General features: G+C 43.9%; 21 protein-coding genes, 1 riboswitch and 1 other annotated feature. Of the genes, 11 read left to right on the forward strand and 10 right to left on the reverse strand.

Annotated elements, in window-relative coordinates; genetic code table 11:
- Positions 1 to 9: 9 nt before the first annotated feature.
- Positions 10 to 417, reverse strand: coding sequence for an H-NS family histone-like protein (locus tag JKJ11_RS05590; RefSeq protein ID WP_038222895.1), 408 nt, complete (start codon positions 415 to 417; stop codon positions 10 to 12).
- Between the two features lie 542 nt (positions 418 to 959).
- Positions 960 to 1,143: riboswitch (Lysine riboswitch) on the forward strand.
- 113 nt (positions 1,144 to 1,256) lie between these two features.
- Between JKJ11_RS05590 and JKJ11_RS05595 the strand changes: the two genes are divergently transcribed.
- From JKJ11_RS05595 to hisIE, 9 genes are all read left to right on the forward strand, one after another.
- Positions 1,257 to 2,858 carry a Na+/H+ antiporter NhaC family protein gene (locus JKJ11_RS05595; protein ID WP_006074104.1) on the forward strand — a complete coding sequence of 534 codons (1,602 nt, stop codon included), beginning with the start codon at positions 1,257 to 1,259 and terminating at the stop codon, positions 2,856 to 2,858.
- A gap of 226 nt (positions 2,859 to 3,084) precedes the next feature.
- Positions 3,085 to 3,221: a sequence feature (His leader region), on the forward strand.
- A 40-nt stretch (positions 3,222 to 3,261) separates the two neighbouring features.
- Positions 3,262 to 4,158 (forward strand): ATP phosphoribosyltransferase, encoded by an 897-nt coding sequence (gene hisG / locus JKJ11_RS05600; protein ID WP_006074105.1) that lies wholly within the window; start codon positions 3,262 to 3,264, stop codon positions 4,156 to 4,158.
- 4 nt (positions 4,159 to 4,162) lie between these two features.
- The gene (hisD, locus tag JKJ11_RS05605) at positions 4,163 to 5,461 is read left to right on the forward strand and encodes a histidinol dehydrogenase (protein ID WP_031493478.1); all 1,299 of its coding nucleotides are present in this window, start codon (positions 4,163 to 4,165) and stop codon (positions 5,459 to 5,461) included.
- Positions 5,461 to 6,513 carry a histidinol-phosphate transaminase gene (gene hisC, locus JKJ11_RS05610; RefSeq protein ID WP_252038856.1) on the forward strand — a complete coding sequence of 351 codons (1,053 nt, stop codon included), beginning with the start codon at positions 5,461 to 5,463 and terminating at the stop codon, positions 6,511 to 6,513. The genes hisD and hisC overlap by 1 nt, the downstream gene beginning before the upstream one ends.
- A gap of 28 nt (positions 6,514 to 6,541) precedes the next feature.
- A complete protein-coding gene (gene hisB, locus JKJ11_RS05615; RefSeq protein ID WP_006074110.1) occupies positions 6,542 to 7,615 on the forward strand; it encodes a bifunctional histidinol-phosphatase/imidazoleglycerol-phosphate dehydratase HisB in 1,074 nt (357 codons plus the stop codon).
- Positions 7,615 to 8,238: an imidazole glycerol phosphate synthase subunit HisH gene (hisH, locus tag JKJ11_RS05620; RefSeq protein ID WP_252038857.1), complete on the forward strand. Its 624-nt coding sequence runs from the start codon at positions 7,615 to 7,617 to the stop codon at positions 8,236 to 8,238. Before hisB ends, hisH begins: the two co-directional genes overlap by 1 nt.
- 73 nt (positions 8,239 to 8,311) lie before the next feature.
- Positions 8,312 to 9,049 carry a 1-(5-phosphoribosyl)-5-[(5-phosphoribosylamino)methylideneamino]imidazole-4-carboxamide isomerase gene (gene hisA, locus JKJ11_RS05625; RefSeq protein WP_006074114.1) on the forward strand — a complete coding sequence of 246 codons (738 nt, stop codon included), beginning with the start codon at positions 8,312 to 8,314 and terminating at the stop codon, positions 9,047 to 9,049.
- Entirely contained in the window at positions 9,031 to 9,804 is a 774-nt protein-coding gene (hisF, locus tag JKJ11_RS05630) for an imidazole glycerol phosphate synthase subunit HisF (protein ID WP_198557574.1), read from the forward strand. The genes hisA and hisF overlap by 19 nt, the downstream gene beginning before the upstream one ends.
- The gene (gene hisIE / locus JKJ11_RS05635) at positions 9,801 to 10,427 is read left to right on the forward strand and encodes a bifunctional phosphoribosyl-AMP cyclohydrolase/phosphoribosyl-ATP diphosphatase HisIE (RefSeq protein ID WP_038230069.1); all 627 of its coding nucleotides are present in this window, start codon (positions 9,801 to 9,803) and stop codon (positions 10,425 to 10,427) included. Before hisF ends, hisIE begins: the two co-directional genes overlap by 4 nt.
- 63 nt (positions 10,428 to 10,490) lie before the next feature.
- Here hisIE and JKJ11_RS05640 read toward each other — a convergent pair whose 3' ends face one another.
- Together JKJ11_RS05640 and JKJ11_RS05645 are read right to left on the reverse strand one after the other, a co-directional pair.
- Entirely contained in the window at positions 10,491 to 11,924 is a 1,434-nt protein-coding gene (locus JKJ11_RS05640; RefSeq protein WP_252038858.1) for a lipopolysaccharide biosynthesis protein, read from the reverse strand.
- On the reverse strand, positions 11,921 to 12,859 hold the full coding sequence (locus JKJ11_RS05645) for a glycosyltransferase family 2 protein (protein WP_252038859.1): 939 nt from the start codon (positions 12,857 to 12,859) through the stop codon (positions 11,921 to 11,923). The genes JKJ11_RS05640 and JKJ11_RS05645 overlap by 4 nt, the downstream gene beginning before the upstream one ends.
- A gap of 264 nt (positions 12,860 to 13,123) precedes the next feature.
- Between JKJ11_RS05645 and JKJ11_RS05650 the strand changes: the two genes are divergently transcribed.
- A complete protein-coding gene (locus JKJ11_RS05650) occupies positions 13,124 to 14,269 on the forward strand; it encodes a glycosyltransferase (protein ID WP_062460302.1) in 1,146 nt (381 codons plus the stop codon).
- Here JKJ11_RS05650 and JKJ11_RS05655 read toward each other — a convergent pair.
- The 6 genes from JKJ11_RS05655 to pflA form a co-directional block, all read right to left on the reverse strand.
- Entirely contained in the window at positions 14,266 to 14,667 is a 402-nt protein-coding gene (locus JKJ11_RS05655; protein WP_252038860.1) for a hypothetical protein, read from the reverse strand. The genes JKJ11_RS05650 and JKJ11_RS05655 overlap by 4 nt on opposite strands.
- A 111-nt stretch (positions 14,668 to 14,778) precedes the next feature.
- The gene (locus JKJ11_RS05660) at positions 14,779 to 16,311 is read right to left on the reverse strand and encodes a SpoVR family protein (protein WP_006074130.1); all 1,533 of its coding nucleotides are present in this window, start codon (positions 16,309 to 16,311) and stop codon (positions 14,779 to 14,781) included.
- A 12-nt stretch (positions 16,312 to 16,323) separates the two neighbouring features.
- On the reverse strand, positions 16,324 to 17,595 hold the full coding sequence (locus JKJ11_RS05665; protein WP_124940902.1) for a YeaH/YhbH family protein: 1,272 nt from the start codon (positions 17,593 to 17,595) through the stop codon (positions 16,324 to 16,326).
- Between the two features lie 76 nt (positions 17,596 to 17,671).
- Positions 17,672 to 19,606, reverse strand: coding sequence for a PrkA family serine protein kinase (locus JKJ11_RS05670; protein ID WP_006074135.1), 1,935 nt, complete (start codon positions 19,604 to 19,606; stop codon positions 17,672 to 17,674).
- A gap of 286 nt (positions 19,607 to 19,892) precedes the next feature.
- Positions 19,893 to 20,393, reverse strand: a complete 501-nt coding sequence (locus JKJ11_RS05675; protein WP_006074138.1) for a YfbU family protein — start codon at positions 20,391 to 20,393, stop codon at positions 19,893 to 19,895.
- Positions 20,394 to 20,564: 171 nt separating this feature from the next.
- Positions 20,565 to 21,305: a pyruvate formate lyase 1-activating protein gene (pflA, locus tag JKJ11_RS05680; protein WP_006074139.1), complete on the reverse strand. Its 741-nt coding sequence runs from the start codon at positions 21,303 to 21,305 to the stop codon at positions 20,565 to 20,567.
- Between the two features lie 275 nt (positions 21,306 to 21,580).
- Here pflA and JKJ11_RS05685 point away from each other — a divergent pair, with 275 nt between their 5' ends.
- On the forward strand, positions 21,581 to 23,461 hold the full coding sequence (locus JKJ11_RS05685) for a methyl-accepting chemotaxis protein (protein ID WP_252038861.1): 1,881 nt from the start codon (positions 21,581 to 21,583) through the stop codon (positions 23,459 to 23,461).
- A gap of 62 nt (positions 23,462 to 23,523) precedes the next feature.
- Here JKJ11_RS05685 and JKJ11_RS05690 read toward each other — a convergent pair whose 3' ends face one another.
- Positions 23,524 to 24,504 carry a lipid A deacylase LpxR family protein gene (locus JKJ11_RS05690; protein WP_006074145.1) on the reverse strand — a complete coding sequence of 327 codons (981 nt, stop codon included), beginning with the start codon at positions 24,502 to 24,504 and terminating at the stop codon, positions 23,524 to 23,526.
- Between the last annotated feature and the right edge of the window lie 31 nt (positions 24,505 to 24,535).

Consider the following 24,535-nt stretch of genomic DNA (forward strand, 5'->3'; position numbering starts at 1 on the left):
TTAAAGATATTAGATTTCGAATTCTTCTAGAGATTTACCTGCATCTAGAGCAGTTTGGATTGCAGAAGGCGTACGACCTTGACCAGTCCAAGTCTTTTCAGCGCCACTAGCGTCTACATATTTGTATTTTGCTGGACGAGGAGCACGTTTACTCTTCGCTTTACCTTTAGATTCACCAGATAGCGCAGCGATAAGATCTTCAACGTCAATACCGTCTTGAGCAATCATTTGAGCGTACTCGCTTAATTTAGCTTCGCGTGCTTCTTTCGCTGCTCTTTCTTCTGCTTCCGCTTCTTGTCTTTCACCAACAACAGTAGTCAGTTTTTCTAGTGCTTCTTCTAGTTGTTCTAAAGTTAGCTCACGAGCAAATGCACGTAGGCTACGAATATTTAGTAGAGTTTTGGTTAATTCAGACATGACAGTTCCCATGAGATTATTATTTGGTTCGGATTAATAATAAACAGCAAATATTGAATTGACAATATTTTCTTAGTGGATAAGAGAAGAAATATAATAATTCTTACAAAAACCTGATAATAGACGACGATAGAAATACATAGTGGTGTATATAGCAGGTGAAATTAGAACATTAATAATTACTAAACCTTAGTATGAACTACACAAAAGTCGGACTTTGAGTGGATTTTGTTGCATATTGTACTAAGTGTGGTTAGTTAGACATATAGTTTATTTGTAAGTATTACGAAATTGATTGAGTTCGATATAAATGAACTTCTATAAAATTAAGTTGTCAGTGATGGTCGTTCAAAAAATGTTTATCTCTGAGTAGTTAATGGGTGATTTGAACCCTGCGTTATAACTAAACCGCAACACTGTTTACAAGGTGATAGCAACATTCATGTTGCAATTGATGCTTTGGTAAGTACAATGACGTCCACCTAATGCAAAAGTAAGAACATTCTTTCAACATGCTAACGCATAGTAGTGAATGATTTTTCTTTTGATGTAGAGGCGCGACTGCGAAAAGTCCTTGTCGTTGGGGTGATGCCAATGAACGACAAAAAAAGGCGCTGTCGCCGAAGTGAGAGTTGAATATCAAGCACTCTCGCTGGGGTTGTATCCGAAACGAACAACACTGCCATAGTCTATTATATTGTTAAACTATGGAGCGCTACTGTAGGGTTGGGAGAAGTGTTCACTTCCCTTTCGCTTAGTTCAACGTTTGCGTATGAACTTATAGATACGCATGTCTGCAGTAGATCTCTAACCATAATTAAAACTGGTTTTTGAAGATCATGAATTTAATCGATTTTGCTTCGTCACCATTATCACTGCTACCGCCGATCGTAGCTTTGAGTTTGGCGATTATCACACGTCGCGTTTTGCTTTCCCTAGGTGTAGGTATTGTATTAGGCGCTTTTCTACTCAACGATTACTCGGTAATGAATGCTGCAGGCTATGTCTATGACACAGTATCTGGCGTTGTTATTGAAGATGGTGGTCTAAACACTTGGAACATGAGTATCGTTGGCTTCCTATTGCTACTCGGTATGATGACGGCGTTATTAACGTTGTCAGGTGGTACTAAAGCGTTTGCTGAGTGGGCACAAGCACGCGTGAAAAGTAAACGTGGCTCAAAGCTTCTTGCTGCATTCCTTGGTGTGTTCATTTTTGTTGATGATTACTTCAATAGCTTAGCAGTTGGCGCGATTTCTCGTCCTGTTACTGACCGCTTTTACGTATCGCGCGCTAAGCTTGCTTATATTCTAGATTCAACGGCTGCTCCTATGTGTGTGCTTATGCCAGCTTCGAGCTGGGGTGCATACATTATGACTATCGTCAGCGGTATTCTTATCTCACATGGTATTACTGAATACTCAGCGATTGGCGCGTATGTTCGCCTAATTCCAATGAACTTTTACGCAGTATTTGCACTATTAATGGTGTTCGCTGTTGCTTGGTTCCAATTAGATGTCGGCCCAATGCGTAAGCATGAGCTTCGTGCAAAACAAGGTCTTGGTTTTGACAAAGATAAAGAGAACGATTCTGCTGAAGCTCATGAACTGAATGAAGAGTTGGATATTAAAGAAAGCGACTTTGGTTCAGTTTCAGATCTGATTCTACCTATTGTTGTCCTTATAGGAGCGATGGTAGCAGCGATGATCTTTACTGGTGGTCAAGCTCTGGCGGCAGATGGCGTTGCATTTAATGTTCTTGGTGCATTTGAGAATACGGATGTTGGTACTTCTTTAATTTACGGTGGTTCTGCTGGTTTATTAACAGCGGTCTATACCGTCGTGAAACAGAAGCTTTCTGCGGCTGATATTGCAACAACCATGTGGATTGGTGCTAAGTCGATGTTCGGCGCAATCTTGATTCTGTTCTTTGCATGGTCTATCGGTTCTGTCATTGGCGACATGAAAACAGGCGCTTACCTATCGTCAACTGTACAAGGTAATATTGATGTCCATTGGCTACCAGTTATTCTGTTCATGCTTTCTGGTCTTATGGCATTTTCGACCGGTACATCATGGGGTACATTCGGAATTATGTTACCAATCGCAGGTGATATGGCGGGTGCAACGGATATCGCAATGATGCTTCCAATGCTTGGTGCGGTATTAGCGGGTTCAGTATTTGGTGATCACTGTTCACCAATCTCAGACACGACCATCTTGTCATCGACAGGTGCACGCTGCAACCATATTGACCACGTGTCTACGCAGTTGCCATATGCATTGTCAGTGGCATTTGTTTCTTGTATCGGCTTTATTACATTGGGTATGACAACGTCGGTAGCACTGTCATTCGGTGCTGCAACAGTGACGTTTATACTTGTCTGTTTCATTCTTTCTGCTCTATCTAAAGCAAGAATGGCTAAAGAAGCGAATGCGTAAATAAATTGCTTTAATATCAAGGAGCCTACCAAGGCTCCTTTTTTTATGTCTTTTGGCCTACTTTTGCCGTTATTCGTAATAACAAATCATACTTGTTGGCGAGTACGAAAAAAAATTCGCTGATCTGTAAAATAGTGGTTGAAAATCATAATGAGCTTCGTTAGTGTGAAGGTACAGACACAAAGGACCTAAACATAAGTATGCTAAATTTTGATATGAACATTCATCATCACCATCATCACCCAGCTTAATCTTTCGGGAGATGAACGCATACCCGAGAGATAGGTAAAACTCTCGGAGGTTCGATTTAAGATTTAAAGAATTAAACCCTCGGGAGACCAAAGCTCCCGAGGGTTTTTTCGTTTTATAATTTAAAATCAATATCTTGTACAGGGATACAGCAATGCAAACACAACGCCTAAGAATCGCAATACAAAAGAAAGGTCGTCTTAGCAGAGAAAGCCAAGACCTACTAAAAAAATGCGGAGTTAAGTTCAACGTAATGGGTGAGCGTCTTGTTGTTCACTCGTTAAATATGCCAATCGATCTACTGTTGGTACGTGATGACGATATCCCTGGTTTGATCATGGATGGTGTCGTCGATCTTGGCTTTATTGGTGAGAATGAGCTAGAAGAAGTTCGCTTAGACCGCAAAGCACTTGGTGAACCAAATGAGTTCGTAACGCTTCGCCGTCTTGATTTCGGTGGTTGTCGTTTATCTATCGCCATCGACAAAGATGAAACGTACAACGGCCCGCAAGATCTAGCAGGCAAACGAATAGCGACCACTTACCCACAATTACTGAAAGCTTATATGGATGAGCAAGGTGTAGACTTCAGTACTTGTATGCTTACAGGGTCGGTCGAGGTCGCGCCGCGAGCTGGTTTAGCGGACGCTATTGCCGACCTTGTTTCTACAGGGGCGACACTGGAAGCCAACGGATTAAAAGAAGCAGAAGTTATCTTCCGTTCTAAAGCAACGCTGATTCAGCGCAAAGGCGAGTTCGATGCCGATAAAGAGGCACTTATAGAGAAGCTACTAACTCGTATGCAAGGCGTTCAGCAAGCGAAAGAGTCTAAATACATTATGCTGCACGCACCAGTCGCAAAACTTGAGCAAATCAAAGCGCTTTTACCGGGTGCAGAAGATCCGACAGTATTACCTCTATCTTCGGATAAAGAGCGTGTGGCGGTTCACCTAGTTAGTACAGAGAACTTGTTCTGGGAAACTATGGAACAGCTGAAAGAACTTGGAGCGAGTTCTATTCTTGTGCTACCGATTGAGAAAATGATGGGGTAAGGCCATGAGAACTGTAGTTTGGCAATCATTAAGTCAGTCGCAACAAGAGTCTATTCTTGAGCGTCCTGCGATTACTGAAGGCGCAAATATTACTTCTGCGGTATCGGCGGTTATCGAGCAAGTACGTAGCGAAGGTGATAAAGCGCTGCTAGATCTTACAGAAAAGTTTGATCGAGTTCGACCTGACTCAATTCGAGTCTCTAACGAAGAGATTGAAGCTGCATCATCGCGTCTCTCTGAAACAATGAAACAAGCGCTGGAGCAAGCGTATTCTAATATCGCTAAGTTTCACAAAGCTCAGCGTCCGGAACTACTGCGAGTAGAAACTCAACCAGGCGTTGTCTGTGAACAAGTGACTCGTCCTATAAATACGGTTGGACTGTATATTCCGGGCGGTAGCGCACCATTACCATCAACCGTGCTTATGCTAGGGGTTCCAGCTCAGATTGCTGGTTGTCGTAAGGTGGTATTATGTTCCCCACCGCCTATTGCGGATGAAATCCTTTATGTTGCCAAGCTATGTAAAATCGATGAAGTATATAACGTCGGTGGTGGTCAAGCCGTAGCGGCGATGGCGTATGGCACAGAGAGCGTTTCAAAAGTAGATAAGATCTTCGGTCCGGGCAATGCCTATGTTACCGAAGCCAAGCGTCAAGTGAGTAATGATTTCCGTGGAGCAGCGATCGATATGCCTGCTGGCCCATCTGAAGTGTTGGTTATTGCCGACGAAACAGCGGATGCTGACTTTGTCGCGGCCGATCTACTAAGCCAAGCTGAACATGGTCCAGATTCTCAAGTAGTGCTTGTCACTCCATCTCCAGTGATTGCAGACCAAGTAACAGAGGCGGTGAATAAACAGCTTAAGCAACTGTCGCGTGCTGATATCGCGCAGCAAGCATTAGGCTCAAGTCTCATTATTATCGCTGAGTCGATCACTCAGTGTGTGTCTATTTCAAACTACTATGGCCCTGAGCACTTGATTGTTCAGACTAAAGCACCACGTGAACTGTTACCGCTACTTGATAACGCAGGTTCTATCTTCTTGGGCGATTGGTCACCAGAGTCTGCGGGCGATTACGCTTCAGGTACTAACCACGTACTGCCGACTTATGGCTACACTCGTACTTATTCAAGCTTGGGCTTAGCTGACTTTTCGAAGCGAATGACGGTACAAGAATTAACTGCCGATGGGTTACGAAATCTGGCTCCGACGGTTGTCACTATGGCCGAGGCCGAAGGGCTGGATGCGCACAAACGTGCCGTGACCATTCGTGTCGAGAAGCTTGCGCAGGAGAGTAACTAATGGAAAAGCTCGCTCGTAAACAAGTTCAACAGCTAACGCCATATATGTCAGCACGACGTATTGGCGGTAGCGGTGATATTTGGCTCAATGCTAATGAATCACCATTTAATAATGAATATAAAACAGACTTTGCACGTCTTAATCGCTACAGCGAATGTCAGCCTAAAGCGCTAATCGAAGCCTATGCGGCATATGCTGGTGTCAAACCAGAACAAACACTGACTTCTCGTGGTGCTGACGAAGGCATTGAATTACTTATTCGTGCTTTTTGTGAGCCGGGTGAAGATAGCATCTTATTCTGTCCGCCGACCTATGGCATGTACGCCATCAGTGCTGAAACCATTGGTGTTAACCGTAAAACGGTACCCTTGACTTCTGATTGGCAACTCAATCTGCCGGAAATCGAAGCCAATTTAGATGGCGTCAAAGTACTGTTCGTTTGTAGCCCAAACAACCCAACGGGTAACTTGGTTAAGCGTGAAGACATTATCGCTTTATTGGAGATGACCAAAGATAAAGCTATTGTTGTCATGGATGAAGCGTATATCGACTTTTGTCCGGAAGCGTCAACCGTTGATTTGTTGGCCCAATATCTGAACTTAGCCATCTTACGTACATTATCAAAAGCCTTCGCTTTGGCTGGTCTTCGTTGCGGATTTACGCTTGCCAATGAAGAGCTAATCAACGTACTGCTTAAAGTGATTGCACCATATCCGGTACCAATCCCTGTCGCGGAAATCGCGGTGCAAGCCTTATCGGAACAAGGGTTAGCGCGCGCTAAGTTCCAGGTGCTGGATCTCAATGCCAATCGTGCCTACCTACAAGCAGGTTTATCGACCTTACCAGGTGTTACCGTATATGAAGGTTGGGGTAATTATCTACTCGTTGAATTTGCTAATGGCGATGAGCTATTTAAAGCAGCGTGGAATACGGGAATTATTCTTAGAAATTCACCGATTGAAAACAGTGTAAGAATCAGTGTTGGTAATCGTGACGAATGTGAGAAGACATTGTCATTTATTCGCAATCAACTAGAACAAACAGCGGCATAAGCTAGCCATCAAGAAAAGGATTTATAAAGTGAGCAACCAACAGAAAATATTATTTATAGACCGTGATGGTACGTTAATTGTTGAGCCTCCAGTGGATTTTCAAGTTGACCGTTTGGATAAACTCAAACTCGAGCCGTTTGTTATTCCAAGTTTATTGGCTCTGCAAGACGCAGGGTACCGCCTTGTGATGGTGACTAACCAAGACGGTTTAGGTACTGCTAGCTATCCTCAGGAAGACTTTGACGCTCCTCATAATATGATGATGGAAATCTTTGAGTCTCAAGGCGTTAAATTTGATGATGTTTTAATTTGCCCGCACTTTGATGAAGACAACTGTTCATGCCGTAAACCAAAACTTGGTTTGGTTAAAGAGTATCTTCAAAGTGGCAAAGTGGATTTCAAAACCTCTGCTGTGATTGGTGACCGACAAACTGATCTTCAGCTAGCTGAAAATATGGCGATTCGTGGAATTCAGTACAATCCGGAGACCATGGGTTGGCCAAGAATCTTAAAAGATTTAACGGTAAAAGCACGTACAGCGGAAGTAATTCGTACTACCAAAGAAACGGATATCAAGGTATTTGTAAACCTTGATGAAGCGGGTGGTAATGAAATCTCAACTGGCATGGGCTTTTTCGACCACATGCTTGATCAAATTGCCACTCATGGCGGTTTTCAGATGAAGTGCATTGTGGATGGCGATCTGCACATTGATGACCACCACACTATTGAAGATACCGCTTTGGCTCTTGGGCAAGCTTTGAAAGAAGCGCTGGGTGATAAGCGCGGTATCGGTCGATTTGGCTTTAGCTTGCCAATGGATGAGTGCTTGGCGCAATGTGCCTTAGATCTATCTGGTCGCCCATATCTTAAATTTGATGCCAAGTTCTCTCGTGAGCAGGTGGGGGACTTGTCTACAGAAATGGTCGTTCACTTCTTCCGATCTTTGACTGACACGCTCGCATGTACACTTCACTTATCTTCTTCTGGCGATAATGATCATCACATCATTGAGAGTTTGTTTAAGGCCTTCGGCCGTACACTGCGTCAAGCCATTAAGGTAGAGGGTAACGAGTTACCAAGTAGTAAGGGAGTCTTGTAATGGCCAGCAGCAAACAGAATGTAGTCATTATTGATACCGGTTGTGCTAACGTCTCGTCAGTAAAGTTTGCTATTCAGCGTCTTGGCTACGATGTTGTTATTTCTAAGGAGCCTCAAGTGGTTCTGGGTGCTGACAAGCTGTTTCTGCCAGGTGTAGGTACGGCAAGTGAAGCGATGAAAAACCTTCAAGAGCGCGATCTTATCGAACTGGTCAAACAGGTCGAGAAACCAGTACTTGGTATTTGCTTGGGTATGCAGCTGTTGGGCAAGCTTTCACAAGAGAAAGGCCAAAAGGCGGACGAGCTTGTTGAATGTTTGGGCCTTTGTGAAGGTGAAGTAAAACGTCTGGAAACAGGAGACTTACCTCTTCCTCATATGGGGTGGAATACCGTGAAGGCTGTGTCTGGCAATCCGCTGTTTCAAGGGATTGAAGAGGGTGAATACTTCTATTTCGTGCACAGTTTTGGGATGCCCGTCGGCGACTACACCATTGCTGAATGCGAGTATGGCAAACCGTTTAGTGCTGCGATACAAAGTGGCAACTACTACGGCGTACAGTTTCACCCAGAGCGCTCGTCCAAAGCAGGCTCAAAACTGATTCAAAACTTCCTAGAGTTAGTGTAATTCCTGACTAACAAGAAGTTATCGATAGAATTTATCGGCTTCACACGGTCGTGAGGCTTTGAAGGAAATGATTGTGATTATTCCAGCATTAGATTTAATTGAAGGACAAGTGGTTCGTCTATATCAAGGCGATTATGGTCAGGTTACTGAATATAAGGTCGATCCGATTGAGCAGTTCAACCTCTACCATCAAGCCGGAGCAAATTGGCTACACCTTGTCGATCTGACTGGCGCGAAAGACACATCAGCGCGCCAGCTTGATTTAATTGCCAAACTACTAGCAGGAACGCCAGCAAACATACAGATTGGTGGTGGTGTGCGCACTGAGCAAGATGTAGTTGATCTGCTTGAGGCTGGTGCTCAACGTGTTGTAGTTGGTTCGACAGCGGTTAAGCAACCAGAGTTGGTTAAAGGGTGGATGGAAAAATATGGCGCAGAGAAAATTGTGCTAGCACTCGATATTAACATCGATGAAACCGGTACACGCAAAGTCGCCATCTCAGGTTGGCAAGAAGACTCTGGCGTCACCATTGAAGCGTTAATTAATGATTATCTAACAGTGGGCTTAAAGCATGTGCTGTGCACTGATATTTCACGTGACGGCACATTAGCAGGTAGTAATGTCGAACTCTATGTAGACCTGTGCAAGCAGTACCCACAAGTGCAGTTTCAGTCTTCAGGTGGTATCGGTAGCCTTGCCGATATTGAAGCACTAAAAGGCACGGGCGTATCGGGCGTGATTGTTGGCCGAGCGTTATTAGATGGTAAATTTACCGCAGAGGAGGCATTCCAATGTTGGCAAAGCGAATAATTCCTTGTTTGGATGTCCGTGACGGTCAAGTGGTGAAAGGCGTTCAGTTTCGAAACCACGAGATTATTGGTGATATCGTTCCGTTAGCTGCGCGTTATGCAGAAGAAGGTGCAGATGAGTTAGTCTTTTATGATATCACTGCCTCAAGCGATGGCCGTGTAGTGGATAAAAGCTGGGTAGCGCGAGTGGCAGAAGTGATTGATATTCCATTCTGTGTCGCTGGTGGTATTAAGTCTGCTGAAGATGCGGCACGTATCTTAGAATTTGGTGCTGATAAAGTATCAATCAACTCGCCAGCTTTGGCTAACCCTGAATTGATTACCGAGCTTGCCGACAAGTTTGGTGTTCAATGTATTGTCGTCGGTATCGACTCCTACTTTGATAAAGAAACGGGTAAGTATCAGGTGTATCAATTCACCGGTGACGAATCACGTACTAAAGCCACTAAGTGGGAGACCCGCGACTGGGTTCAAGAAGTGCAAAAGCGCGGTGCAGGGGAAATCGTACTTAATATGATGAACCAAGATGGGGTGCGAAATGGCTATGATATCGAGCAGCTTAATATGGTTCGCGAAGTGTGTAAGGTGCCTCTCATTGCTTCTGGCGGTGCGGGTGCGATGGAGCACTTTGCAGAAGCGTACAAAAAAACCAATGTTGATGGTGCGTTGGCCGCCTCCGTATTCCACAAGCAGATCATCAATATCGGTGAGCTTAAGCAATATCTAAAACAACAAGGTGTGGAGATCAGACTATGAGTGAAGCAGCAGTAGCGCTCACCGAGCGTATCGACTGGGAAAAAGTAGATGGTCTTGTACCTGCTATTATTCAGGACTTTCAATCTAGCCAAGTTCTAATGATGGGATATATGAATCCTGAAGCGTTGGAAAAGACCTTAGAAACTGAGCAAGTGACCTTTTTTTCTCGCACGAAATCCCGATTGTGGACGAAAGGAGAAACGTCAGGCAACGTACTCCAACTTCGTAATATCGCTCTAGATTGTGACAATGATACAGTACTTGTCAAAGTAGACCCAATTGGACCAACGTGTCACACAGGTACGACTACGTGTTTCGATGGTGACCCACAAGAAGAGTCTCAAATGGTGTGGCTTCATCAGCTTGAGCAATTGCTTGCCGCTCGAAAAGATGCGGATCCGCAATCTTCTTATACCGCGAGCCTCTATGCTCGTGGTACCAAACGTATTTCGCAGAAAGTGGGCGAAGAGGGCGTTGAAGTCGCGCTTGCGGCAACGTCGGGTGACAAGGCGGAGCTAATATGCGAATCAGCTGACTTAATTTATCACCTAATGGTGCTACTTCAGGACCAAGGTCTATCGATGAATGATGTGGTTAATAAGCTGAAAGAGCGCCATAAATAAAACGCGATCTCTAATTTAGAAGCCAATAAGGTTTGACCTTGTTGGCTTTTTTTTTGCTGCTTTCTAAATAGTTGAGTGCCTAATCAATTTAAACTTGCGAAGCTCGTCGAGAGGTAATGGGATTATTGAAAACTTTGCAAAACCAGCCATAGTGAGAATGCTGAAAATAATACCTGTTGCGAATTGAAAAGCTGCACTCATCGACTCGGTTAGTAGCCAGTGGGTTGAAATTGCCAATGCTGAGATCGTAAGGGCAGAGAGTAAAGCCATGTGGCAATAAGGTAGAAACTCAAGAAACTGACTTGCCTTGTAGAGCATAATAAGTCGAGCTGTATAAGCGATAGTAAGCACTGCAATAACCCCCAGTAATCCCCAAATAGGTACCAACACAAAATACCCAATAACCGCGATAGTGGCACAGATGCCTTGAATCCACATTTGTGCCTTACTGGAATTGCCACTGTAGCAGCCCAAATTTAAATAATCTCCGGCGTTTTTAATTACTCCTATAACAAGAAGTGCAACAACAAGCGTGCTTGCGGATTGATAGGTGGTTGGTAGTATCAAAGTAACGAAGCTTGGTGCGGTTAGAATCATTACAGTAGCAAGCAAGATTGCAATGTTAACCCCCAGAACCGCCTTATCAGCACACTCTTGTTTACCATTAATACCGTTTAGTATCGCTACTCGATTTGGAAACCACCACAGTGCGTAGGGTTGGAGAGCAAGTCCAAGTATTAGTGCGAATTTAGCACTGACCGCATAGATAGCGAGTTGTTCCACACCAACAAAACTCGCAAGGAACCAACGATCAAGTCCATTAATCATATAGACTGATGCGCTTCCTACGAGCACAGGCAAACCAAAACTCAAAATAAGACGAGAGGAGCCCAAATAACCAAAACTCCCCATTTGACTCCATTGATACTTGAGCAAGCACATTAGCAGAAGCAAGCTAGAACAGGCTGCTGATATTAATACACCATCGATACCAAACCCTGCTTCGAGTAGAACAAAGGTCATCATCGCTTGAACGAGCGCTTTTATGACGTTAAGAATGCAGAAGCGTTTCGCCATGGCATTCATACGCATTAATGTTAACGGGATGGATATTGCACCGTCGATCATGGTTGGAATGAGCAGTAACACAATTTGGTAGCTTTCGAAGGTAACAGGCAAAGCGTGAATCAACCAGGGGAGGGATATTCCAATGAGGCTACCGCCAATGACACAAACGATGATACTCAAGGTAAAGCAGTTTGAAATAAGCTGCTGCTTCTCTGTACCTTTTGCGGTACCAATATATCGATACATCGCATCGACTATGCCAAAACTGAATAGGATAGTGCCGATATCAGCGAGTAACACTAAAGCTTCAAGTGAACCATACTCGGCGAGCGACAACTTATGCGTGATATAGGGAATCATGACGAGGGATACCCCTTTCATCATCAAGATGCCGATAGCATAATAAGCGGATTGCTTTAGTGAGTTCATGATGCCGATCTACTTGGTAGAAGGATAATGCTTTTGCAGTCTCCAAGTAGACTGCGTAAACGTCGTTTTTCTGGAGCCAAGGATAGTGAGCGTAGGCCAAGTAAGATCGCCGATAAAGGTTGGTTAAGACAACGGTGGTAGTCGGCGTATCCTTCAAGAATGCGTGCTTTTGAACTTCTTAAAGCAGATGAGGAAATGTTCCAATAAAGGTGAGCAGATGTGTACCTGTGCAAGATAGCTTCTAAAGATTTTAAGTTGCGCAACCGATTATCGTCTGTTTGAGTAGTTGAACCTTGTCTCATGACATAGCCTGCTTCAATAGAGTTCACCGCACCGAACGGGTGTTGCTCGCAAATGCGTAGCCACAAATCGAGGTCTTCTCCATATTCTAAATTAGAATCGAAGGGTGCGATGTCTCGAAAAATCTCAGCCTTAATCATTACCGTTGAAGTACCAATCACGTTATTTTGAAGGACAAACTCCAAGGCATCGTTCATCACGATATATTGACGACTGTCAGACTGAAACTGATTCCAATAACCAAAGCAATCAATTATTTCTTCGTACTGTTCGGTAACGTGTTGGTAGTTAGTAAAGGTACCTGCAAGCTCAGGGTAGCATTGATGAAAGTGGAGCTGCCTTTCTAACTTATTAGGCATCCAATAGTCGTCAGCATCAAGAAAGGCAATATAATCTCCGCTAGCTCTGTTAATTCCCAAGTTTCTTGCACCCGAAGCACCAAGACCTGACGTTGTAATTATCTGCATTCGAGAATCACTGATGCTGTTAAGGTAACCTGAGGTGTTGTCAGTACTATTGTCATCGACAACAATAACTTCAATGTCCTGGTGTGTTTGAGAGAACACACTTTCAACTGCTTTAGGTAAGTACTCAACGCAGTTATAGGTTGGAATGATGATCGAGATTTTAGCCATATCCTTAGCTCTCTTATCTGCAGCGGTATACGACAAGTAGCACTATACATGCCAAGACCGATGTTGTTTAAAAACATGTACTTATGACTAGTTGTCGCAAATTGATTGTTTTCAGTGGGCTAACAAGTGTCAGATTAGGCAAATTGATTATCGAAATGCGAATAGAGCGTTATTTAAGCGATAAATGGTTGCTTAACAAGCTTTAAGCCTTTGGTGCGTATCTTGCTTAGAACAAAAGACATAGTTAGCTTTTGGGACGGAAGAATGAAAAAAACCGCGTTCATTGCGCCTACATACCCGGTGTTGAGTGAGACTTTTATTCAAACAGAAGTAGATTCGATTAGAGCATGTGGGCACCCCGTCTGTGTGTTTGCATTTGAACTGGAACAAACGCAATCAACTTTTGATTATGATGTTATTAAAATCGGTGAAAATTTCTGTTTGTCTGCACTGGTCCAGTTTAAGTACAAAAATTTGCTAGCGGCGGTGAAGTTTGTTCGTAATCAGAGCTCACTTCCTAAGCGTTCGTTGCTCGTTTATGGCGCCAAATTAGCAACTCAACTCGCAGAACTTGATGTTGAGCACGTTCACGCTCACTTTTGCCAGCACACCACGGCACACGCCATTGTTGCAGCAAAGCTTCTCGGAATAAGTAGCTCTTTTGTTGCACATGGACACGATGTTTATGAGTCTCCTTTCGACGTCGGAGAGAAACTTGCTGCCTGTGACTTCGCAGTCGCTGTTTGTCGTGACATGCTGGATGATTTTAAAGACATGGCAGGAAAAAATATCAAACTGTTACACTGTGGAGTGAAAACCGAGCAGTTTACGTACTCGCCTAAATTGCCTCGCCCTGAAATCTCACTTGTCTTTTTAGGCCGCCTAGTCGAGCAGAAAGGTGTTCAACATTTGTTGGAAGCGATGGCTCCGGTAGCCGAAAAGCTCAACATTTTCCTTGATATTGTTGGTACCGGAGAGTTGGAAGCCGAGCTGAAGCATCAAGTACAACGGCTTGATTTATCCGATAGAGTAAACTTTTGTGGTGCAAAATCTCACGATTGGGTGAAAAAGTCTCTGCCAAATTATGATTGCTTAGTCGCGCCGTTTTGTATGGCCTCTACGGGTAATGTAGATACGGGCCCCCTCGTCCTTAAGGAAGCAATGGCAGTAGGCACACCCGTAATCACGACAGACATCATGGGGTGTAAAGAAATTGTGACTCCAGAGACGGGCTTCGTTGTCCATGAAAAAGATGTCACAGCGCTCAGGGCGAGCATTGTGGAGTTTTCTCAGCTCAGCTTTAGCCAAAGAGTGATGATGGGGCGATTGGCGCATGAGCGCGTTCAAGTAAAGTTCAACGCGCTGTTACAGGCCAGAAAGTTGTCTCGTTGGATAGAGAATCCAGCTTAACGAATGTACCTTGCGTTGATGCTTACGTGCCAACGATGCAGTTGTCCGTTAGTTTTCTCTATCCATAAATCATTATGATATTCGTAGATGCGACCATTTACGGTAAGAGTGAATCCATTTTCTTTGACGCTTTCTAACTTTGTGAATTGGTCGGAAGTGACCAGAAAAGGCTCACTGTTATCTATTGGCGTTGCGTCAGACAAGACAAAGTAGGCGTATTTGGGACCAGCATCGGGGTCGGTAGAATGAATTCGGTGCGCGACGAGCTTGAACTCATCACTCAAAGGGGCGCTGAGAGTTTGGCTACCCATTGTTTCGTGGGTAGGTATAAACACCCATGAGAGGGTTGCGATGATGGCAAGTAAAACCACACCAAAAGCTAGGAGTAATTTGTTCATAAGATACGAGTTGAAACGAAGGATAATGAGCCAGTGCCAAGCTTACCATTGAAGGAAAGGGAGTGCGAAAAATTATCTGGCCGCAGGTAGGGACCCACGACCAGTAAATGGTTAGATAGTAGAATTATAAGGTTCGCGTTTAGGGCAAGTACCAAGAATTTCTCTTCGTCCAGACTCCTTCACTTCTTCTAAAATTACATCGAACCCCCAAAGTCGATAGAGGTGCTTTAAGACCTCGTCATGACCTTTATCTAGAGGGATACGATTATGTGGAACATGTTGTAATGTAAGCGAACGGTCTCCTCGAACATCTACATTGTAGACTTGGATGTTCGGCTCTAGATTACTCAGGTTGTATTGCGCTGCGAGTTTTTCACGTATCTGACGATAACCCATTTCATCATGAATAGCTGAGACTTCGACGAAGTTCTTTCGGTCATCATCGAGAATGGAGAAAAACTTAAACTCACGCATTAAATGTGGAGATAAATATTGGCTAATAAAGCTCTCATCTTTGAAGTTGTGCATAGCGAAATGCATAGCATCCAGCCAATCACTGTCGGCCAACTCTGGGAACCATTCTCTGTCCTCGTCCGTTGGTTCTTCACAGATTCGCTTAATATCCCTAAACATTGCAAAACCTAAAGCGTAAGGGTTTATGCCACTAAAATAAGGGCTGTTATAAGCGGGTTGAGCAACGACACTGGTGTGGCTGTGCAAGAACTCGAGTATGAATTTGTCAGATACCAGACCTTCATCATACAAATGATTAAGAATTGTGTAGTGCCAGAAGGTTGCCCAACCTTCATTCATTACCTGTGTCTGTTTTTGAGGATAAAAATATTGGCTTACTTTGCGCACGATCCTGACGATTTCACGTTGCCACGGTTCAAGTAATGGCGCGTTCTTTTCAATGAAGTAGAGGATGTTTTCCTGAGGTTCACTAGGGAAGCGTACCTTTTGGTCTTCTTCAGGTGTTCGATTTTTAGGTACGGTGCGCCATAAGTCGTTGACCTGTGATTGCAAATAGGTTTCGCGTTCCTCTTGGCGAATTTTCTCTTCTGCAATTGAGATTTTTTCTGGACGTTTATAACGGTCCACACCGTAATTCATTAAGGCATGGCACGAGTCTAGAATTTGCTCTACCTCCTCTTCACCATACTTTTGCTCGCAGTCAGCAATGTATTTCTTAGCGAAAAGCAGGTAATCAATAATAGAACTAGCGTCCGTCCATGTTTGAAATAGATAGTTGCCTTTAAAGAAGGAGTTGTGACCGTAACAGGCATGAGCCATAACCAGCGCCTGCATGGTGACTGAATTCTCCTCCATGAGATACGCAATACATGGGTTGGAATTGATTACGATTTCATAGGCCAAACCCATTTGACCATGTTTATACCCCTGTTCTGTCTGGATGAACTTCTTACCAAATGACCAGTGATTATAGTTAATGGGCATCCCTATACTCGAATAGGCATCCATCATCTGTTCTGACGTAATAACTTCGATTTGGTTAGGGTAGGTGTCGAGACGGTAATGCTCTGCGACACGCTTTATTTCTTTGTGGTAGCGTTCCAACATGTCGAAAGTCCAATCAGGACCGTCTGGAAGTACCTTTGACTTAACTTTAGTATCTGTCGTCATATGCACGTCTCCCTATGCGGTCTCTTTTTGAAACAACTCCCTAAACACTGGGAATATGTCTTCAACAGAACGAATGTTCTTCATTGCAAAGTTGTCGAATTCATTCTCTAACTTTTCATATTCATGCCACAGTGTTTGGTGCGTCCTACGAGTGATTTCGATGTAAGAGTAATACTGGCAAGCTGGTAACAGTTTATTGACGAGTAATTCGCGACAACGAGGCGAATCATCAGCCCAGTTATCGCCATCTGAAGCTTGCGCTGCGTAGATGTTCCACTCTCCGAGAGGATAACGGTCTTCTACAATTTCCTTCATCAATTTGAGAGCACTTGAAACGATGGTGCCACCAGTTTCTTGAGAATAGAAGAATTCGTGCTCATCAACCTCTTTCGCCTGAGTATGATGTCGAATAAACACCACTTCAACATTCTCATAGGTGCGTGTTAAGAATAAATACAGCAGCACATAGAAGCGCTTAGCGATATCTTTGGTTGCTTGGTCCATTGAACCAGATACATCCATCAAACAAAACATTACGGCTTGGCTTGAAGGAACTGGACGTTTTTCATAGTTTTTAAAACGAAGATCGAAGGTGTCGATAAAAGGCACGCTGTCGATTTTTTTGCGAAGCTCAGCGATCTCTTCTTTGAGTCGGTTTTCCTCAATTGGTTTAGCTGGCTCACTCATTTGGACGTCATCAAGTTGTTTACATAGTTCATCGAGCATACGACGTTTGCCCGCTGTCATCGCTGTACGTCGCGCTAACGACTGTTGTAATGAACGAACGATGGCAATGTTAGAAGGCATACCAGCAGTTTGATAACCTGCACGATGCGTTTTCCATTCTTTGATTTTGTTGATTTGATTCTTTTTGAGGTTCGGTAGTGCGAGATCTTCAAACAGAATATCAAGGTATTCGTCTTTAGAAATCTGAAACACGAACTCGTCTTCACCTTCACCGTCAGGACTCGCTTCCCCCTGACCAGAACCACCACCTTGTCCGCCTTTTGGCGGACGTTCAATTTTGTCCCCGGTGATGAATTGGTCGTTACCAGGATGGACGCGCTCTTTTACGCCTCCTTGACCTTGATGGAAAATTGGTTCGCTAAGGTCTTTTGCAGGAATCGAAACATCTTCGCCAGTCTCAGTGTTGGTAATGGAGCGGCGATTGACGGCATCGGTAACCGATTCTTTGATTTTCTGTTTATGTCTGCGTATGAAACGCTGCCTGTTAACGGCACTTTTGTTCTTGCCGTTCAAGCGTCTATCGATAAATTGTGCCATGAGTTACTCCCTGTATTCCTCTCACCAAACAGCCACCGAGCTTTCGCTCGGGGCTGAGATAAACAGTCAGGTGTACTTATGAGGATTTACGAACTCTCAAGTACCACTCAGACAGCAATCGTACTTGTTTCTCGGTGTAGCCTTTCTCCATCATACGATTGACAAAGTCGTCGTGCTTACGTTGGTCTTCGGATGATGTTTTCGCATTAAATGAGATAACAGGTAGTAGCTCTTCCGTATTGGAGAACATTTTCTTCTCGATAACCGTACGAAGTTTTTCGTAACTTGTCCAAACTGGGTTTGAACCATTGTTATTAGCACGAGCACGAAGTACAAAGTTAACGATCTCGTTTCGGAAATCTTTAGGATTACTAATACCCGCGGTTTTTTCGATTTTTTCTAGCTCTTCGTTAAGTGAAGCTCGGTCGAATAGCTGACCGGTTTCCGGGTCACGATACTCTTGGTCTTGAATCCAGAAGTCCGCATAGGTGACGTATCGGTCGAAGATATTTTGACCATACTCTGAATATGACTCCAAGTAAGCGGTTTGAATTTCTTTACCTATGAATTCCACATAGCGAGGGACTAAATAACCTTTAAGGAATTCTAAATACTTCTCGCCGACTTCTTGAGGGAACTGTTCACGTTCAATTTGCTGCTCAATGACATAGAACAGGTGCACTGGGTTTGCTGCAACTTCAGATTGGTCGAAGTTGAAGACTCGTGACAGGATCTTAAAGGCGAAACGAGTAGACAGGCCAGACATGCCCTCATCGACACCGGCATAGTCGCGGTATTCTTGATAGCTCTTCGCTTTAGGATCGGTGTCTTTTAATGTTTCACCGTCATAAACACGCATTTTCGAGAACAGAGATGAGTTTTCTGGCTCTTTTAGGCGCGATAGTACGCTGAATTGACCTAGAAGCTCTAGGGTACTTGGTGAACAAGGTGCTTTAGAGAGCTCACTATGATCGAGAAGTTTCTGGTAAATTTTAACTTCTTCAGAGACGCGCAAGCAGTATGGCACCTTAACGATGTAGACACGGTCCAAGAACGCTTCGTTGTTCTTGTTATTGCGGAAGGTTTGCCATTCTGATTCGTTCGAGTGAGCCAATATCATACCGTCGAATGGCAGAGCTGAGAGTCCTTCAGTACCGTTGTAGTTACCTTCCTGTGTTGCGGTTAGGAGTGGGTGCAAGACTTTGATCGGAGCCTTGAACATTTCCACGAATTCCATCAAACCTTGGTTTGCGCGGCACAACGCACCTGAATAGCTATACGCATCTGGATCGTCTTGTGAGAAGTGCTCAAGTTGGCGAATATCAACTTTACCTACTAGAGCGGAAATGTCTTGGTTGTTCTCATCACCGGGTTCAGTTTTAGCTATCGCGACTTGGTCTAAAATAGATGGTCTGACTTTGACAACCTTAAACTTAGTGATGTCGCCGCCAAACTCGTGTAAGCGTTTCGCTGCCCAAGGTGACATGATTGAGCGTAGGTAGCGTTTCTCAATACCATATTCACTTTTCAGTAGGTCGCCGTCCTCTGAAACATCGAACAAACAGAACGGGTGATCGTTGACCGGACTGCGCTCACCGTTGGCAGATAGTACATAAATAGGCATTTTTTGCATTAGTGCTTTAAGCTTCTCTGCAAGCGAAGATTTACCGCCACCTACTGGACCTAGAAGGTATAGTATTTGTTTTCTTTCTTCTAGACCTTGAGCGGCATGCTTGAGATAAGACACAATCTGTTCGATGGCATCTTCCATGCCGTAGAAATCTTCGAACGTTTTGTAGCGAGAAATAATGCGGTTTGAAAAAATACGACTTAAGCGAGGATCCTGAGCGGTATCAATAACCTCAGGTTCACCGATTGCGAGTAAAAGACGTTCTGCTGCATTGGCGTAAGCACTCTTGTCGTCTTTACATAGAGATAAGAATTCCTTGATAGACAATTCTTCATCTTTTGCGGCTTCGTAGCGCGCTTGATAATGATCGAAAATACTCATAGCTGATTCCCCTTAAACCTGCAAAGCTGACCATTGACAGATATACAATGCGACTCCATGTCATTTTTAAGACTAGTAGGGTTTTCAGATTTATGCTTATCAATTATGCATTTATTTACAAAACTTCCTCAATTTAGTCTGGTGATTATCCCCCAGTCTCAACTTTTATACGTGAGTCCCGATTATTAGATTAGACCGGTTGAGAGTAAGAAAAGTTGCTCAAAAAAGCCCTCTGCCTAGGGAGGAAGAGGGCTTTTTGATAACTGATTGTTTTAACGCGTTAAAGTTAAGCGTTAAAAATCTGTCTGAATTCTGCTGCTGATAAGTGGTATTGACGTGGGCAATTTCGCCATGTCACTAACATACGACGATATTTCTCAAGCATAGGCACATGGCTATTGAAGTGATGATCGCCTTTGTCGAATTGTGGGTAAAGCCCTTCAGAATCGATTAGAAATCGAACATAATTAACCAATTGTGCTTCAGCTGCGATATCAAACCCTAAGAACTGCAAGCGACGCTGGTCTACATCGTTACGCTCTTCATCTGAAAGCATCTTATTGGATTCTTGCATTGCGTGGTACATTTCCATGATGTCGATTACTTCACGACACTCGTCTTCAACTAAACAGCCATACTCTTTGTTCATTTCACGCATTTGCAGTTCATAGCCACGCTCTACAATTGTTTGTAGGCGCTTGTACTTTTCTGCATTTTCCGGCGTTAGCTTAGCCATTAGGTAATATTGATTAGATAGGATTAGACGTTGAGCATTTGTCATTTCCATGGTGAAAAGCCTCACTAAAAAGTCATCATTATAAGTTTACGAATGAATTCGCTATACCGACAGGTTATCAGCTTCTCGATATTGTGTAACATGATCTCAACACGTATTTATTACAAAAAAACGCGCTTTCTAGCGCGTTTTTTTCGTGTCAAAAGATTTCCGAATCTACTGTTAGTATTTGACGGTATCAGTATATTGCAGAAGAATATTTTGGATGTTATCCATGACTTCTTTGGTCGGCGGCTGTGTCCCTTCAAGAGGGTACTCAAAACCGAGCGCTTCCCACTTATGTGCGCCTAACTTGTGGTATGGCAACAGTTCGACTTTTTCGATGTTGTCCATATCCTTAATAAACTCGCCAAGCATGTGAGCCGCTTCTGGATCGTCCGTATAACCAGGGACGACAACATAGCGAATCCATGTCTTTTGGCCAATTTTGTGTAGATAACGAGCAAAATCTAATGTGCGGCGATTAGATACACCGATGAAGTCCTGATGAATTTCATCTTTCATGTGCTTTATATCGAGCATCACTAAGTCGGTAGCATCCAAAACTTCGTCGATAACATCAGTATGCTTACGGATGTAGCCGTTAGTGTCCAAGCAGGTATGAATGCCTTCCGCTTGAGCGGCGCGAAAGAAGTCACGGACAAACTCAGGTTGGAGCATGGCCTCACCGCCTGAACAAGTAATACCACCACCAGATGCATTCATAAAGTGACGGTAGGATTTTGCCTCGGCAATCAACTCGTCGACGGACACTTCTTTGCCGCCATGAGTATCCCAAGTATCACGGTTGTGGCAATACATACAACGCATGAGACAGCCTTGAAGAAAGACAATAAAACGGATCCCAGGTCCATCGACCGTACCGCAGGATTCGAATGAGTGAATGCGACCAGTTGTTGACATATGCTCTTCTCTACTTACTTATTTTTACGCGTCATTTTATTACAAAATGGCCCCCTACGACAGGAAAAGTGGTACCCCATTCATAGTCTGTATCGATCAAAAACCGACTTCTGTTGCCCATAGTGAAATAATGTTATAGCGTTGTTAATTATATTATTAATACATGGTACATAGATTGCTAGTTTGCTTACTTTAAACCAGTATCAACTGGTTGCGTCTGTTGCAGATAATATCGGTCAGGAGACCGACATGCTTATCGTCACAAGGGGAAATACATGGAAGTAGCCTTATCACAAAAACAAAAAACTGCCTTTTCGATGCTCACTCTTTGGTCAGGGTTCATCATTTTGGTGTTTTTTATTTTTAACTCACTTTCCAGTTTAAGCGAGAAATTCACCAGCAGTAGTGAAATGGAGCGAGCCAGCGCACACTTAGCCTCTACTCAAGTGTTGCTGATGGATACCGTTAATCGACGAACCACATTAGTAGCTGGTGGCATGGATGCGTTTGAAGATAGCATGGACCGATTGGAAACCAGTGCGGAGCAAGACCTAGCGTTCTTAAAGCAAGCCGGTTTGACTACTGAGAGTGATAATGTTTCCAATACGTTAGAGTCGTTTATCTTTAATTTGAGCCCTTGGCTGACCATCAAATCAGAGTTGGGTTTCTCCGTGAATGACGGATTGCTACAGCAGCTACAGCAGAATAACGCCAAGATCGATGCCGCTATCAAAGAAACAGGTATGGTGACGCTGACTTCAGATTTTCAGAAAGTAGTGACCAGTTTGCAGGAATACTTAATTCAGCCCAACGAACAAAACGAAAAAGGCTTTAAGCGAGCTCTTGCAGGATTTGTTAATGCATCAAATACCTATGCCATGTTGGAGCTTTATGAGAATGAAGTCAAAGCATTGGAACTCGGCTTCGCGCGAGTGGTTGAGCTGTCAGGTACTTTAGTTGGTTTAGAGAAGAAGTTAGACCAAGCTCAGGCGATTACTTTAGAGGCCTTTGATAAAGCCGCTCTAGCACTGAATCAACAAGCACTTTCACTAGGTAATCAAGCCGCCGATGTATCGAGCATGACTAAGGCTTCCGTCGGTATAGCTTGTGCTTTATTAGCGCTATTTACTACAGCTATCTTCCTCACATTAAATGTCTCTCTGGCTCGCTCGTTAAAGCAAACACTGTCGGCACTTAAACTAATAGAACAAGGTGATCTTTCGACGCGTCTTGCCGTGAGTAACAATCATCGTGATGAGTTCAACCAACTTAAGCAAGCCATCAATGTGAGTTGCGAAAACTTAGGGACTTTGGTTGACGGTGTGAAAACCAACAGTCAGCAACTATCGAACAGTTCTGGTGAGCTAGACAGCGGAATCAATCAACTAAGACAGCACCAAAGTCAAGTTATTGAACAAACGCAGTTATTGGCGTCCGCGACTGAAGAGGTGAGTGTTACCACACAAGAAATTTCTGGTTCTTTAGAGTATGTGGCAACCATTAGTAAAACCTCAGCAGAGTCTGCGCAAGCGGGTGGTGAAGTTATTGTAGATACCATCGCTGCTTTTGAACAAGTTGGCACTATTCTGGAAGAAGCCGCTACCCATATCGAACAGCTGGAGCAAGCTTCCCAAAAGATAGACTCAGTGATGGAAATCATTAATGGTATTGCTGAGCAAACCAACTTATTGGCACTGAATGCCGCGATTGAAGCGGCGAGGGCAGGAGAGCAAGGTCGAGGTTTTGCTGTGGTGGCAGATGAAGTGCGAAGTCTCGCAGTAAGGACAGTACAAGCGGTAGAGGAAATCTCTGGTACGATAGACACAATGAAACAGGAAAGCACGCAAGTTATTCAGTTTATTGCTCAATCTGACAGGTCCATGCAGTCTGGTCGAGAGCAAGGGAATCAAGCGAAAACCGCACTTGAAGAGATCATGAATAAGGCACAAGAAGCTAGTTCTCAAACTGAAGTGATTTTTGCCTCTGTTAAGGAACTAGCGACAACTTCGCAATCGATGGCCAACAACATGGCGCAAATCAGTGACTCTATGGGTGAACTTGAGGCGAGTAGTCAGAGTTTGAAAGAAACCAGTGATGGGGTAGATAAGCGTTCTACGGAGCTCTATCAAGAATGTGAGAGATTTAAGACGGTATAATAAACGCTACGGTAAAGGAATATGTCGATGAAATAGGCACCTAGGAAGGTGCCTATTTCATTTTAGAAGAAAGCAAAAAGCGAAATTCCTCCATTGCCATAGATAGACTTTGACGCTTCTTTATATTCTGCGGACTTAGAACCGGCAAAGGCACTAATACCAACATAGGCGTTATACCACGTCACACCAAGAACTGCCTCACCTTGCCACGGCTGTAAAGTGACGTCGTAAGCATCACTTGGCTCTGGTATTCCGGGTCTCTCTCCTTGAATAGTAAGATCATTAAATCGGTAGCGAGCTTTTAAGCCAAAATAAGTAAACCAGCCCTTATTAGAGGCGCCGATCATCCCGGCCTTAAACGGGTTTTCTGTACTGATGTTTGCAGAACCGAAGTTACCTCCAAGTTCTGAACCAAAGCGAAACATCATCCCCGTGGAAACATCACTTCTAAAATTCCCTAGGTTTGCTTCGGTGACGTTTGAGACTTCCCATCCGGTATTGCCAAAAAGTGGCTCGCGTTTCCAATTTAGATGAGTTAAGTAACCAATACTGCCTGCGACTTGATCCTCAATCTGATATTCCCAGCCTTTTGGGTCTGCTGAGCCCACAATCGAGTGCACCAACTGCTGCGCTTTATCGGCAAATGACCCTTCACCAGTGCTACCTAAAGTGAGATTGAAACGCTGTGCCTGTTGAGGGTGCAAACTAATGTAATTCAATTCGCCATGGAAATAACCTGCATAGGGGCGGTCATTAGCCAGAGGTACAGTGGCTTCAATATCCGAAGGGGTCCACATCTTATGTCCAAGCTGAAATTCAAACTTATCAAGAGAAGCGCTTCCCCAATAAGACAGACTAAGCGGTTTGAATAAAGCCCAAGGGGTGATGGCGCTGCTGGTATAAGAAAGAAAAATACCGTTGGTATAGTCTTCGTCTGTGCCAAAGATACCGTCATTATCGAGTGAAAATGAGACGGTAGAGCGCTCAGAGGCTAAGACAACACTGCTGACAAAAATCAAAGGTAAAATGGCGGCTGCTTTCATATGTGTCACTCTCTTCAAATACGGCTAGTAG

The organism is Vibrio sp. SCSIO 43133, from assembly GCF_023716845.1.
GTDB lineage: Bacteria > Pseudomonadota > Gammaproteobacteria > Enterobacterales > Vibrionaceae > Vibrio > Vibrio mediterranei.

Excerpts from the sequence above, each read along its gene's own strand:
- JKJ11_RS05590 (WP_038222895.1), bottom strand. The coding sequence starts at position 417 with ATGTCTGAATTAACCAAAACTCTACTAAATATTCGTAGCCTACGTGCA.
- JKJ11_RS05595 (WP_006074104.1), top strand. The coding sequence starts at position 1,257 with ATGAATTTAATCGATTTTGCTTCGTCACCATTATCACTGCTACCGCCG.
- hisG (WP_006074105.1), top strand. The coding sequence starts at position 3,262 with ATGCAAACACAACGCCTAAGAATCGCAATACAAAAGAAAGGTCGTCTT.
- hisD (WP_031493478.1), top strand. The coding sequence starts at position 4,163 with ATGAGAACTGTAGTTTGGCAATCATTAAGTCAGTCGCAACAAGAGTCT.
- hisC (WP_252038856.1), top strand. The coding sequence starts at position 5,461 with ATGGAAAAGCTCGCTCGTAAACAAGTTCAACAGCTAACGCCATATATG.
- hisH (WP_252038857.1), top strand. The coding sequence starts at position 7,615 with ATGGCCAGCAGCAAACAGAATGTAGTCATTATTGATACCGGTTGTGCT.
- hisF (WP_198557574.1), top strand. The coding sequence starts at position 9,031 with ATGTTGGCAAAGCGAATAATTCCTTGTTTGGATGTCCGTGACGGTCAA.
- hisIE (WP_038230069.1), top strand. The coding sequence starts at position 9,801 with ATGAGTGAAGCAGCAGTAGCGCTCACCGAGCGTATCGACTGGGAAAAA.
- JKJ11_RS05640 (WP_252038858.1), bottom strand. The coding sequence starts at position 11,924 with ATGAACTCACTAAAGCAATCCGCTTATTATGCTATCGGCATCTTGATG.
- JKJ11_RS05645 (WP_252038859.1), bottom strand. The coding sequence starts at position 12,859 with ATGGCTAAAATCTCGATCATCATTCCAACCTATAACTGCGTTGAGTAC.
- JKJ11_RS05650 (WP_062460302.1), top strand. The coding sequence starts at position 13,124 with ATGAAAAAAACCGCGTTCATTGCGCCTACATACCCGGTGTTGAGTGAG.
- JKJ11_RS05655 (WP_252038860.1), bottom strand. The coding sequence starts at position 14,667 with ATGAACAAATTACTCCTAGCTTTTGGTGTGGTTTTACTTGCCATCATC.
- JKJ11_RS05660 (WP_006074130.1), bottom strand. The coding sequence starts at position 16,311 with ATGACGACAGATACTAAAGTTAAGTCAAAGGTACTTCCAGACGGTCCT.
- JKJ11_RS05665 (WP_124940902.1), bottom strand. The coding sequence starts at position 17,595 with ATGGCACAATTTATCGATAGACGCTTGAACGGCAAGAACAAAAGTGCC.
- JKJ11_RS05670 (WP_006074135.1), bottom strand. The coding sequence starts at position 19,606 with ATGAGTATTTTCGATCATTATCAAGCGCGCTACGAAGCCGCAAAAGAT.
- JKJ11_RS05675 (WP_006074138.1), bottom strand. The coding sequence starts at position 20,393 with ATGGAAATGACAAATGCTCAACGTCTAATCCTATCTAATCAATATTAC.
- pflA (WP_006074139.1), bottom strand. The coding sequence starts at position 21,305 with ATGTCAACAACTGGTCGCATTCACTCATTCGAATCCTGCGGTACGGTC.
- JKJ11_RS05685 (WP_252038861.1), top strand. The coding sequence starts at position 21,581 with ATGGAAGTAGCCTTATCACAAAAACAAAAAACTGCCTTTTCGATGCTC.
- JKJ11_RS05690 (WP_006074145.1), bottom strand. The coding sequence starts at position 24,504 with ATGAAAGCAGCCGCCATTTTACCTTTGATTTTTGTCAGCAGTGTTGTC.